The 13,594-nt window shown below is 35.5% G+C and carries 9 protein-coding genes and 3 pseudogenes; 3 read left to right on the forward strand and 9 right to left on the reverse strand.

The features are described 5' to 3' along the window. Positions 1–70 precede the first annotated feature (70 nt). Both CFK40_RS11795 and CFK40_RS11800 read right to left on the reverse strand, forming a co-directional pair. Complete coding sequence (locus tag CFK40_RS11795) at positions 71–805, reverse strand: cysteine desulfurase family protein (RefSeq protein WP_089532494.1); 735 nt, start codon at positions 803–805, stop codon at positions 71–73. Then, positions 693–1,238: a sugar-binding domain-containing protein gene (locus CFK40_RS11800; RefSeq protein WP_089532495.1), complete on the reverse strand. Its 546-nt coding sequence runs from the start codon at positions 1,236–1,238 to the stop codon at positions 693–695. Before CFK40_RS11800 ends, CFK40_RS11795 begins: the two co-directional genes overlap by 113 nt. Positions 1,239–1,469: 231 nt before the next feature. Between CFK40_RS11800 and CFK40_RS11805 the strand changes: the two are divergent. Then, positions 1,470–1,637, forward strand: a pseudogene (locus CFK40_RS11805) (galactokinase family protein); the annotation flags it as partial. Between the two features lie 444 nt (positions 1,638–2,081). Here the strand turns inward: CFK40_RS11805 and CFK40_RS11810 are convergent. The 4 genes from CFK40_RS11810 to CFK40_RS11825 are packed head-to-tail and all read right to left on the reverse strand — an operon-like array spanning position 2,082 to position 9,254. Then, entirely contained in the window at positions 2,082–4,163 is a 2,082-nt protein-coding gene (locus tag CFK40_RS11810; protein WP_089532496.1) for a DUF5054 domain-containing protein, read from the reverse strand. An 18-nt stretch (positions 4,164–4,181) separates the two neighbouring features. Continuing rightward, the gene (locus CFK40_RS11815; RefSeq protein WP_089532497.1) at positions 4,182–6,641 is read right to left on the reverse strand and encodes a glycoside hydrolase family 38 N-terminal domain-containing protein; all 2,460 of its coding nucleotides are present in this window, start codon (positions 6,639–6,641) and stop codon (positions 4,182–4,184) included. 14 nt (positions 6,642–6,655) lie between these two features. Next, on the reverse strand, positions 6,656–7,579 hold the full coding sequence (locus CFK40_RS11820; RefSeq protein WP_089532498.1) for an ROK family protein: 924 nt from the start codon (positions 7,577–7,579) through the stop codon (positions 6,656–6,658). A gap of 16 nt (positions 7,580–7,595) precedes the next feature. Next, positions 7,596–9,254, reverse strand: a complete 1,659-nt coding sequence (locus CFK40_RS11825; protein ID WP_089532499.1) for a class I mannose-6-phosphate isomerase — start codon at positions 9,252–9,254, stop codon at positions 7,596–7,598. A 240-nt stretch (positions 9,255–9,494) separates the two neighbouring features. Between CFK40_RS11825 and CFK40_RS11830 the strand changes: the two genes are divergently transcribed. Then, the gene (locus CFK40_RS11830; protein ID WP_089532500.1) at positions 9,495–10,223 is read left to right on the forward strand and encodes a GntR family transcriptional regulator; all 729 of its coding nucleotides are present in this window, start codon (positions 9,495–9,497) and stop codon (positions 10,221–10,223) included. Positions 10,224–10,564: 341 nt separating this feature from the next. Here the strand turns inward: CFK40_RS11830 and CFK40_RS11835 are convergent. Next, positions 10,565–11,137 (reverse strand): annotated as a pseudogene (locus CFK40_RS11835) (recombinase family protein). Positions 11,138–11,287: 150 nt separating this feature from the next. Then, positions 11,288–11,882 (reverse strand): annotated as a pseudogene (locus CFK40_RS11840) (AAA family ATPase). 94 nt (positions 11,883–11,976) lie between these two features. On the opposite strand from CFK40_RS11840, the gene CFK40_RS11845 reads away from it, so the two are divergent. Then, positions 11,977–12,132: an integrase gene (locus CFK40_RS11845; protein WP_405196546.1), complete on the forward strand. Its 156-nt coding sequence runs from the start codon at positions 11,977–11,979 to the stop codon at positions 12,130–12,132. Positions 12,133–12,231: 99 nt separating this feature from the next. Here CFK40_RS11845 and glnA read toward each other — a convergent pair whose 3' ends face one another. Next, the gene (glnA, locus tag CFK40_RS11850) at positions 12,232–13,569 is read right to left on the reverse strand and encodes a type I glutamate--ammonia ligase (RefSeq protein WP_089532502.1); all 1,338 of its coding nucleotides are present in this window, start codon (positions 13,567–13,569) and stop codon (positions 12,232–12,234) included. Between the last annotated feature and the right edge of the window lie 25 nt (positions 13,570–13,594).

The raw sequence follows: 13,594 nt of genomic DNA on the forward strand, positions 1-13,594 counted from the left end.
CATTACATAGTTTTTTTGTAATATAATCACCGATTAGAAAACGACGCTCAATGTGAACTCGTATATTTCGTCAATATTTCCCACTAGCATTGGCTTTTACGGTACGGAACGTATTCGAAAATGATCTTAATTTATTAACGGTAGATGAAATAGCTTGGATAGCTGTGGTTATTTCCTCAGAAGTATTCTGCTTACCAATACTCACACGTATTGTGCTTCTTATTTCTTCTTTTGATTTCCCCATGGATACTAACACGTGGGATAGTTTAGATGACGATGAACTGCATGCCGAGGCAACTGAAACACACACGCCAAGCTGATCAAGTGCAAATGCAAGGGCTTCTCCCCTGACCCCCGAGAAAGATATACTTAATGTGGAAGGTACAGAACGGTTCCCATTTATTTGCCAATCTACTAAGTTCTCTGAAAGACCTTTTAAAAAAAGATTCCTTAATCCATTTATTTTATTAAGGTTTTCTTCTTTATTCCTAAGTGCGTTTTTTGCGGCAACACCAAAACCTACAATCCCTGAAACGTTTTCGGTCCCAGATCTTAGCCCTTTTTCCTGAGAACCCCCATGTAAAAGTGGATTTATTTTATTTAGATCTTTTATGTACAAGCAACCTATGCCTTTTGGCCCATAAAACTTATGTGCAGAGACAGACAAGGTATCCACATTTAAGTCTTGAGCATCAATGTGCAGCTTTCCGACACCTTGTACAGCGTCGCAATGAAAATGAATCTGCTTTTCGTTGCAGATAGTCCCAATTTCTATAACCCACAAATTGACCATTAATCCAAACATGGAAAGAACTATCTACTCCTTCAAAGCGAAGAATCATCAATTCATCCAACTGTTCCTTGGTTACATAAAAGTCTCTTCGATATGAGCCAGTTGGGTTTTCAGATGGAATATGTGGCGGATCAACAGGAAAGGGATACTGAACGTTCGTGTAATGCGGCTTCCCGTAACCATTCATTTGCCAATTTGATGGAACTTGTAAATCGTTCCAACTACTGACATCATGGCTGATATTATAGAAAGATTTTGGACTTAATTCAGGCGTTTCTGCATAATAGAATTTCCACATCCCATTCAGAGAGGTAAAGCCATTCGAATTTCCCCTTTCATAGGATAAAGCATGATTAATATTGTTATAAGACATAAAATAGGATCGATCCATAAGACGATTTCTTTCAAGTACTGAAAGCGATTGATAATCTTTAGCAGTATTCATTATTGACCTCCAAATGACAATATGTTATTGATTCGTATCTGTGTTACTAGAGCGACCAATTTTTAACTTTCATTTTGTCAACTCACAATTTTATTCATTTCCCTCTATCGCACATTTCTCCAAACAATAGTAAACTAAACTTAATTAATTTAATTAACTAATATATTAACATATTTACTTATTTATTAAAAATACTTTTAAAAATATCAAAAACGCACACTGGAGGTTCCCATGACTAAACCAAATCTAATACAAGCATTTCAAACAAAATTCAACACAACCGAAATACCAAGGTCTTTTTTTGCCCCGGGCCGCATCAACTTAATCGGTGAACACACCGACTATAACGGTGTACACGTCTTCCCGGCATCTATTTCATTTGGTACATATGCACTCGGCCACCTACTTCTCGTTATAATGAGAATCAGTATGACGAGGTATATGTAAGACTACAATTGTTTCAGATGGGGAAATAACTGAAGATTACTATGTACCAAATGGTGAGTCTCTTCCAATTACTACAGGAAAATCTGTAACGGAGTTTTCTTATCGTAGAGATCCTGAATTGTAGTTCAATATGCTTATGCACCTGTAGTGAATTAAAATAAAATAATAAAAGGAGGACTCTTTGAAGGCCTCCTTTTATTATTAAACATCCAACAGATTAATTTTATAGTAATTTATAAGTTCTTTATAATCTATCTTTTCTAAACTGTTGTGAACAAGCTCTGATACATATCCTTCACTAATATATTGAAGTTCATCCATTATTGCAGCAGGTGATACCTTCCTGGTTTATTTCCTGAGCATGATCTCCCAAAAGATAAATGCCCTTAAACCAACTCAAGCTAATTTAGCGCCAAAACGGAAAAGCATATCATCTTCAAACCACGCTGGAAAATTGGTCCCCCACGTATTATTGTAGAGATTCACATAAATTCCATCATTTAATGACGGTTGTTGATTGTCAAAATTAAGTAAACCACGACGACCAAAAGAGAACAAAGGTGCATCAAAGCTATTAATCGTTAGGTTTCCTTCAATTCCTTGATAGGTTAATCCTTCTTTTGTTAAAGCATGAATATTTCGATTCCCATTCGCTACCACGTTATATGGTGAAAGTTTTTCATTTAGCTTTGACATTTTCCAACGATAAGGATTGGCCACTGTCAAACTAGTCTCTAACCAGTAGGCTTCAGGCATTCGATTTGCCTGTTTGTCATTCCACTTAAGACTTCCAGCTATTTCTTTCATTATTAAGTTGATTTGATATGTTAGTCTTACTTTTTTAGGTACGCCCCATTGTTCTTGTTCATGTGCTTTAAAAACTAAATCAAAATTAACTTCAACCGCTTTGCCTTTACATTTAATGCTAGATTGTTCAATTGATGGAACTAAAACTTCGTGTCTAATTTCTTGATAAGCTTCGATACCACGCTTCGCAAAATCAACCAAAGCCCAACTGGATGTTCGGTTAGTTAAACGACTATACTTACTTAAATAATTGTTATAGTTCGCAAAATCAAAGCGTTCATAAGATAGTTTACCAAATTCTTTTCCATCCTTTAGCAAGTTATGTCCGTTAATTTCTAATTGATTTAGACCCCCTGTTGTCGAAAATACTAGGCTTATTCCATCAAATTGATACGTTTTACCTGGCACAACATCTTCTGTGATGTTTTCTAATGGCTTAATTACTGTACGTTTGTTATCAACTGCTTCAAGGGCTTCTTTGCGATGCCCATTACTTAAAGCAGTTATCGCCTTATTCACATAATCCCTTTGTTCTTCCCAAGTGGCTTCATATAAACGGTATGACCTACGATTAGCATCTGCTTTATTATCGATATTGGTGCTAATTAGAGCCATTAGATCAGCAAAATCCATGGTATTGCGATTATGATTAAAAGTGATTTTATCTTTTTCTCTGGCCTTCTTAAAATCAGCTAGTCGGTAATTCCGATAATCTGGTAAAAAGACATTGCCATTACCACCCCAAGTATGTTCTGCAATTAACATTAATTGTTCTGAGAAGTCTCTGTACTCCTGACTATCAATCGCCATCGCACCACTTTCTATCCATGTATCACGTAAATCTAAAAGGATTTTATAATCTGCGACTTTCTTCGGATCAGAAGCAACCCCATGAATCCAGCTATCAGCAATTTCTTCTTCAATAACTGGTAAGGTATCTTTTTTAACCCAGGCCGCTTTAGCAAACTCATCTAGGCTTGATGCAACCACCTCTACACCAGGGTATTCTTCCGCTAATTCAGCAAAAAGTTCAGTCACTTCTGCGGCATCTTTAGGTGGTCCTTGATTATCATGACTATGGGCAAAATACAGCATATCTTGCCAACCATCATGCATAAATGTTTCCCCATAATCTTGTGCATAATGGACAATAACTTCCGATCCATCTTTCGCACGCCAAACAAACATTTCCGATACGTTTGGAATCGCAGAACTGGCATTCACCCCAATGTGTAAATACTTCAAACCTGCTTGTGCCATTAACGGAACAATGGCAATCGAATGTCCGGGTACATCCGTCATTTTCGCCGCGATTGTTTGTTGATTATATTTTAAATCAAGCGCATTGGAAATCGATAAACCATACTCAAACAAGCGACGGTCCATCAGTTCTGTATGGATCGTTACAGGTAAGCCATGCCACTTAATTATGCCATTTTTAATTGCCTGTTCCATTCTTTTTTTATCTTTTTTCGTCACCTCTGGATGGTTGAGATAAAAATCAATCAGCCATGACCCTGTAGTCCAAACAAATTTTTTTGGCAATGCTTCTCCAATTGTTAAAGCTCGAGGAATAAAGTCATCCAAATACTTGATTGTTACTTTTTCTGCAAGATCGGTAAAACCAATATCCAAATGGGTTTTGAAGACTACATGTAATTTCTTTTTCATCGCCTACCGCTCCTCCCTTTATTTAACTTCATTTTCTTTTGGATTATATGCAAAAGTAATCAAACCTTCATTTAACTCCTGACATTTTTCAATTAATGCTTCTGGTGTTTCATTATCTACTGAAAGATATAACTGGTAGTCAAACTCATAAAAGCCAGATAAATCAACTTTGAAATTCGTTTCCCAGAAGTTATTCATAACCCATGAATAAATAAGATCTTTATTTTTAGCCTGTGTTCGCTCACTGCTTAACTCAATCTCATGATGCGCTAAAGTTCCCAAGGTAATTAATGGATTATCTTTTAGGGCAACCATCAAGTTTTGGTCTTTATTTTTAAAGACCATGCCATTTTGTAATAAATAAAAGTCAATATTGCTTCCAGGAATTTGGTCAATCGCTGGTCTAAAAATAGACCCTGATTTTTCACCATATAGTTCATGATTTTGACCATCACCAAACGGCAGTGGAATGTATAAATTTTCCGGTGCCCACTCATTTTGTTTCTGAATCCGAACAGTTACGGCAATCTTCGGTAATTCTTTATAAACCTTTAGCATCACCACATACATGTTTGTACCTTTTAAGGCAAATTCCATCTTAATTGTCGTATAAAGCGCACCATCAGCCACTTGATCAATGGCAACCAATTTAGCGACATCACGCTCGGTAATACGACCTTTACGGTTTCTACCCATTCTGCGTCGTTCTTGGCAAGCATCTGTTGTAATCGGTGTTTTTTCATATACACCCGTAAATGGGGCATGAACCGCATTAGGGTGGATCATGTTTGCACCTGTTGCTTTAGCAATCATTTGTTCAATCCCTGTTGTGTCATTAAAAATAATACGGTAGTGATCTGTTTCAACAACATGATGATTCTTCAATTGATGGCAACCAGGATAAGGAGCTAAATCAGACACACCATCATTTCCACGATAGGCATGGTTAGATTCCGTCCCACCGGCTGGTTTCTCAACTATTTGGCGGATTATAACTAAGCGTTCTTCCTTAGCAGCTAATGAAATCTTAAATTCAATATCATTTCCACCTGGAATCATCACAACTTGCGACACTAGGATTTCGTTTTTTTGACAATCTACGACCTCTATAAATCCGTCTCGTTTGAAATGAAAATATTCACCATCCACATCTTCCCAATGCTTAATATGAACTTTAGTATAGTCAGTAACTGGACGCTCATGCGGGTTAATAACCTTAAAGTACTTCTCACGGCTTGCCTGTAATGATTCTTCTCCTAAATTAGCCAATACTTCATCTAGATTTCGTGAAATAAGTGAGTTTGCGTTTACTGCATATGCACCTTTGCGATAATCTAAATCATTTACTAAAGTGTTCCAAGGTTCACCTACCGATGATGAGTAGCCCCAAGTATGTTCTGCATACATCATCAATTGATGCTCAGCCTCTGAAAAAAAACTTGGATTACCTAGTTGCATATTAGGGTCCAGTTTTTTGGATAATTGATATTTCCGCTGGGCATCTCGGTAAATCTTCGTCGGTGCAGGTGTCGAACCGACTCCATCAGCCCACCAGTCAGGCCAATCACCAGCATAAGTAGGTATATCAACTGTTTCATTGCGCAGAATCTCGAAGAAATGATTTAATGTGACCACTTCAAACTCAATTTCCTCCCCGTGTTTCTCATTAAAACGATGAATAATTTCCATCATTCTAGGATTTGGCGGGGCATTGTCAGTCATCACGCCGGAAATCATTGCAGGTACAAATAAGTATGGATAGCCTTCTGTTTCTAGGTTTTTAACGTATCTGAAAACCCTTTCTTCTGTAATTTCAAATTGATCTTTATCCCAATCACCAGTAAACTCGTCACGAATTTGATAAGATATATTCGTATTAGGTAGTAACATAAATTCGTTGCCCAATTGGTAATGATCACCATTCCATACTAAAACTTTATGACCTTTTGGTGTTTCCCACCAGAACGGTGTTTGTTTTTTATATAAAGGAAACATTCCATGATGTGTATGTAAACATGAGAAGAAGTTTGTAATCCCGTTTTGATACATGGTCTCAGCATAACCCCAAGAATAACCATTAATATCAGCAGTCATAGCAGAATTTAGTTTCATTTTTTTCCTACTAGCATAGTTACGTCCATCACTTAACTTTTTGGCTAAAACATCTTTGTCAACTAACTCCGTTAAATTTAAATAAGTTAAGGAAATGTCAATCAAGCCTTCATGAACATAATATTCAAACTTCTCTTGTTCTTCTTTAGTACTGCTCCTCAAAAACTGTTCCACTTGCCAATAGTTCTCACAAGTATATTTATAACCTGCCCAGTCCGGTTTTTTACCCGTCGTAATGTCATCTAAAATATGAATTACCCTTTTTATATAATCCACATGAAAACGTTCAATTTTTTCTTGGCGTTCGGTATACCCAATATCCGTATGCGAATGATGGATTAAATAGATTTTCCACTTTTTTTTCATAATACCGCCCCTTATTAAATTTTATTATTACTTTCTAAGGCTTGGACCAAACCTTTTAACGTTGCTAAACTAGTATCAGATGTTTTATAAATTAGTGGCAGTTTTTCACCATCTTTTGTTAACTGTTCATGCATACCTGCAATCATCCATTTTAAGCTCTGACTGATTTGACCACCAAGAACTAAGATATCCGGTTCAAATGATAGAATAAATGGACTAAGTCCACGCGCAATTTGTTTTCCAAATTGTTTAAAAGTTTTTCGAGCCATCATGTCACCTTTTTCAGCAGCTAAAAAGAGTTGATAGCCATCCGGAATCATCAAATTATTTGCTTTAGCAACATCCTTTAGTCCCTTTGCTGACAGATACTCATCAATAGTCCCAGTCAGGAAAGGTGCATCGTAGATCATTCCTGTTTGATTTAAACCATATTTATTTTTGACAATCAAAGCATTCTCAATAAATGTTGAGCCGCACCCGGTTCCTAATGTGATAAACATACCTTTATTCATTCCCTTTGCAACACCGTAATAATATTCACCTTTGGCAAAACTAGTCGCATCATTTTCAAAGATCAGCGGCGTTGTATCATTAAAACCTAACTCAACAATCCACTGAATCATCAATTCTTTTAGATTGATTTTATATATAGCATCATACTTCCTAATTCCCCGCATTAAACTAATGCCATTTTCATAATCAAAAGGTCCTGGAATAGCAACTCCAATCCCTAATAATTCAGCATCATTCATGTTGGAAAATTGGAGGTGTTCAGTAATAATATTTCTAAAATGCTGTAAGATGCTATTTTGATCTTTCTTTGCTTTTGATTCGTAACAAATATTCTCGGGGTAAAAAGGTTTTTTATCACTATTTAATAAATTCACCCCAATTTCAGTACCACCAATATCTAAGCATAAATAATATTGTTTGAACAACCAATCTTCCTCCTATTTAACGTACGAATGCTTTAATAGTCATAATTGTCTGACCCAAGCTTTTTCCGTAAGGACTAATTTTATATTCTTTTATCTGTTCAGGAATAATAAATGTTTGTGCATAGTGAACGATAAAAGGGGCAAATGAATGGTCCATACTTTCAACAATCGCTTCTTCCCCTTCAACAAGATTAAAAACGTTAACACTACCGTGATTTTCATGCATGACTGGTACAGAAAAAGTATGGCGTCTTGTTTCGATAAATTCGGATTCGTGTAAACCAGTACGTTCCTCTTGCCAACCAGGCGCTTCATTAATGACCTCAAAAGGATTAACCAGTTCTTTTTTTACCCAGTCCTCATCTCTTGTTATATCAATATTAGGTTCACCATGATTTAAATGGACAGGTCTTGGCAGGCCATCCAGATCCACCCGATCCCAATCCCATAGTTTAAATGTATAACGATTTGGTGTGGAACTAATTTCTAGAACAACTGAATTGGCGCCACTTGAATGAATGGTCCCACCAGGAATCGAATAATGATCATGTTTTTTTACTACTTGTTGATAAATCAATTCCTTATCTGGAAAAGTTCCTTCCCCATTTGCTGCTATTTTTAATTGAGTCATTAGCTCTTCTTTACCTACACCATTTTTTACACCTAAATAAATTTTCGCATGATCATGTGCTTCTAGTATGTAATAACTTTCATCTTGCGTATAATTTGCCCCAAATACTTCTTGAACATAATCCGTCTTTGGATGAACTTGTAAACTTAGATTGGATCCACCAATTGTATCCAGGAAATTAAATCTGATAGGAAATTCCGCCCCAAAACGACCACAGACTCTCTCCCCTAATAAAGCTAGCGGTTGAGTGAATACAAGGTTATTAGCTGGCACTTCCATTTTTACCCCATCAAAATTTAAAATTAAACTGTTCTCTTCTGGCACCCCATTAAAACTCCAAGCTAAATTTATCTCTTCTCTACGAAAATTAAATTTTTCCTGCATCCAGTTGCCCCCCCAAATACCGGGATCAAAGAATGGCACCAAAGAAAATGGCTGTTTAGTAATTTGGCTCATTGCTTCTTTATAACTTTTACCATCGATTAACTTTGGCTTCCCTTCTATATGAGTATCTAAAAAGTAATCAATTTTGTTAAATAATACTTTTTTTAATTTATCAGCCACACGCCACTCAAAGAAATAGCCTCTTTTAATCATTCGTAAAGAATCCTCACCAGCATTATCCGCCTGCCAATTGCTATATTTCCCTGAACGATATCTTGTTTGAACTTCCCATCTAGATAAATCAGCATAGATTAATAGATCTGCTGGATATACTAAGCTAGCCCCTACACCATATATGATCACCCTTTCATTATTGTGGAGTTTTAAATTGATCTCCTTCTCCAAAATATTAGCATGCTGCGGATCAATGAAATCACTTAATGAATGATGACTCATTAAACCAAAAATGCGATCATCTGTTATATTTCTTTCAATCATATTATTGATTTTTTTTACACCATAAAACAATTCGCTTGCATCAATCATCAGGGATGGATTTAAAGGAGCAATTATTTTATTCATTAATTCTTCTTCATTAATTGTCGGATAACATTCTATTGTTATAACATTAGCCTTTAGCGTATCAATCTTATTGTTCAACTCTCTGGTAACTTCTGAATGACCGGAACAAGCCTTACATACATTATTTATCTTTATATCTGGTTGAAAGTTATATATAATGCGTTTTCCTCCTCAAGTTATTATTTTATCTTAATGATAATTATAGCATAGCTAACCTAGCTAAATTGTCTTTTTAAAAAGCGCTTAAACCAATGTTTATAGGCTATTGTTATAGTATATGTTATAATATTATTACAAAGATAATTTAAAGGGAGGAAAATGATGCTTAAGAAGCAAACAGCCTATCCACTCTATGCTCAAATAGCAGATCAATTACGTTTAAATATACAAACAGAAAAGTGGGCAGAGGGCCAACGTATTCCTACTGAAATGGAATTGTGTGAGCATTACCATGTTAGTCGGATTACTATCAGAAAAGCCATCGGTGATTTGGTACGCGAAAACTTATTATATCGCAAACGTGCAATTGGAACATTTGTAAAAGAAATGGCACCAAACAAGGATGAATATGCAACAATTATTAAAGGGTTTACGCAAGAATTGCAAGAACAAGGGAAAAATGCGACAACTGTTTTTGCAGAAGTAGAACATTCACATGCAGATCCAAAGGTGGCAAAGTTTCTTAATATCAAAGTAGGAGAAGAAATATTCATTCTTAAAAGAGTTCGTGGTGATGGAAAGGATGTTTTCGTCTATTTTAAAACGTATCTATCCTATAAAAAAGAATATTCCTTAAAATCTAAGGATTATTACGGTTCCTTCTATGACTATCTACGTACGTTAGGTATTGTTGCCAATCAAGAAAGAGAATATATTGAAGCGATCCCGGCAACAAGAGAATTGCAAAAGTTACTAAAAGTAAAAGAAACTGACCCTATTCTTAAACGGGTACGCTTTACTTCTCAAAAAAGTAAGAACTTTTTTGAATATACAGAGTGTTATTATGTTGGAAGTAAGTACCGTTATTATTTAGACTTTGGCATATAACTCCTACCAACCTTTAATATGCAAAAGCTGCTTGGCACTCAATAATTGACGATGGTGTGCCAGATTCTCTTTCCAATAGGGATACCGCCAGCAAAACGCGATAAACGTACGTTAAGAGTTGTGTTGCATTAGTTTTTTGTGTTTCAGGCAAATTGTATTGCGTAAAAGCGTAAATAACCCTTTTTTAGCTATTTAATACAACACAATTGTATTTATATTGCATTAAAACTAAAAGAACTTAACTTGCAGTAGGGCCTTTAAATTAGGCATTTTTAATGAATGTAAGAAAAGGTATCTTTTCCTACATTCAAACCATTGACTTACCTTTTAAATTATTGAATTTATTTCAAAGCTACATGTGTATGATTATGTTTCCTTTTCGCTCGTATAAGAGTACTTTTCGAAATACCAGTCTTTCTCTCAACCTCTTTATAAGAATGGCTATTTAAAAGCGATAGAGCAAGTTCAATTTGTTCTCTTTTAAATTTTTTAGGTCTACCTTCTCTAAAATCATCACGCTGTTTAGCGATTGCTTTTCCTTCTTGCGTACGTTCTACAATCATATCACGTTCAAATTATGCAAAGGCACTCATAACATTAAAAATTAGTCGCCCTGTTGGTGTATCTTCCACAAGTCCCATATTCAGCACGTGGACTTTTACACCCTTTTCAAACAAACCTTTAATAGTGTTGATTCCATCTACTGTTGAACGTGCAAAACGATCTAGTTTTGTCACTGTTAATGTATCTCCTACTTGTAACGTATCTAGCAACTTATTAAACTCAGGTCGATCTTTTTTAGTTCCAGTAAACTTATCTTTAAAAATTACTTCATAACCTTCTTGATCTAATCGCTGCAATTGTGATTCTAAATCTTGATGTGTAGTAAACACCCTCGCATATCCATATTTCATTAAAAGCACACCTATTTATGACACTAGCCAATACCTTGATTTTACTGGTATATTGTCACTTTCAATGTTATTTTGCATCTTTATAAGGCGATATTTTGCACGTTAGGTGTACAATAAAAAACCATCTTTTAATGATGGCTTTCCAATAGTTTATTTGAAACCGATAACTAAAATGTCTCGTGTAGCTTCGACAACTTCAGTTTTTATAGTTTGGAGGTTATTAATTTCGAGTATCGATCAATCTGCATGAAAAGTCTCTGTATAAGCCTAAAGTTTCCATTGGTAATCTTAATACTGCTGGTGATTGCTTCGTAATCGGAAAAGTCTTCAAGTTTTATGGAAAGACCTAATTCTCCCCATTTATATTCCAAAATATGATTCGTTTCATCTTTGCTAAGGTTATCAAATTCATGTGCAAAACCAATTCTAGAGAAGAGCTGAGGATATCGTACCAATCGCTTCTCAATACCAGGCATTCCAATGAATATCATCGCTATGTCATTTTTATCATAGATGTCCCGAAGTTGTTCTATAGGCTGTAATTTTAGCCGGTCAATTTCGTCCATAATAATCCGGTCGATATCTTCATAAGAATCGTGGGGATAATATTCTTCTTCCCCTTGATTCTTTATTTTATATAAAGCCCTTAACAAATGCCGATGTATTTATATTTGATATATGCATCACAGAATTCTGCAAATCTCTTATATTCTTTTGTTTCAATAAAGTTCTGTGTTTTATTCATTGAAATACCTCTTTAATTTCAACTTTTTTGAATCCGAATTAGTCGAGTTACACCTTTACCGATTCACTCTTTACGTCACACACATGCTGTATTATTGTTAGAATCTGGGGCAGATATGAAATATGTACAAGAACGTTTAGGACATGGAGGTTATCAAATTATTGCTGATGTATACTCTCACGTATCAAAGAAAATGGAACAAAAAAATACCGCCCAATTCGAATCTTACATGGACGATATTTTAAAATAAATTATTTTTTTATATTTTTGTGGATATTTCTTGGGTGTACATTACATTTCGATACTCATTTTAAATCCCAACCACGATATAAACCCTTTTAATTCAACGTTAATAGCTAGTCAAATACTGTTCTCTCTCCCAAGGGTGAACGGTCGTTCTAAACATATCCCATTCAATTTCTTTTGCCTCTACAAAGTGTTCATATAAATGATCTCCTAGTGCTTCTTTAATGACTTCATCTTTCTCAAGTTCTACGAGTGCATCCATTAATGTTGCTGGAAGATCTTTTATTCCATTTTCTATACGCTCAGCTTTGTCCATAGCATAGATATTACGATCAATTGGACTAGGTGGTGTTAGTTTATTTTCAATACCATCTAATCCAGAAGCAAGAAGGACTGACATGGCCATATAAGGGTTTGCAGCAGGGTCCACACTTCTAGCTTCAATTCGAGTACTTAATCCTCTTGAGGAAGGAATACGTATTAGTGGACTACGGTTAAGACCTGACCACGCCACATAACATGGTGCCTCATATCCTGGAACGAGACGTTTATATGAATTTACTGTCGGATTTGTAATGGCTGTGAAATTTGTAGCATGCTTAATGATTCCTGCTGTAAACTGCATTGTCAATTCACTAAGTTCCATATCACCTTTTTCATCAAAGAACATATTTTCATTGCCTTTAAATAGAGACATGTTTACGTGCATTCCAGATCCATTTACTCCGAATAATGGTTTCGGCATAAACGTTGCATGTAAATTGTGTTTTCTAGCGATAGTCTTTACTACCAATTTAAATGTTTGAATATCGTCAGCATGCTTAACCGCATCAGAATATTTAAAGTCTATTTCGTGTTGCCCTGGAGCAACCTCATGGTGTGATGCTTCAATTTCAAATCCCATTTCTTCTAATTCAAGTACGATATCACGACGACAATTTTCACCTAAATCTGTAGGTGCAAGGTCGAAGTAACCGCCTCTATCATTTAACTCTAAAGATGGATCACCTTTTTCGTCTAGTTTAAATAAAAAGAATTCAGGCTCCGTACCGATGTTAAAAGCGGTAAAACCTAACTTTTCCATCTTTTTCAGATTGCGTTTTAAATTATACCTTGGGCAACCTTCAAATGGTGTTCCATCGGGGTTATAAATATCACAAATAAATCTCGCTACTTTACCCTTATCAGATGTCCAAGGATAGACAACAAATGTATCCAGATCAGGATATAGGTACATATCAGATTCCTCAATGCGAACAAATCCTTCGATAGAAGAACCGTCGAACATCATTTTATTATCTAATGCTTTCTCTAGTTGGCTTAATGGGATTTCAACATTCTTAATTGTTCCAAGCATATCCGTAAATTGCAAACGAATGAATCGTACATTTTCTTCCTCAATCATCTTATAAATATTTTTCTTCGTCGTTTCTGAACTCATCGTTCATCCTCCTTGGGTTAGGTAC

It is taken from the genome of Virgibacillus necropolis, assembly GCF_002224365.1.
In the GTDB taxonomy this organism is placed as follows: domain Bacteria; phylum Bacillota; class Bacilli; order Bacillales; family Amphibacillaceae; genus Virgibacillus_F; species Virgibacillus_F necropolis.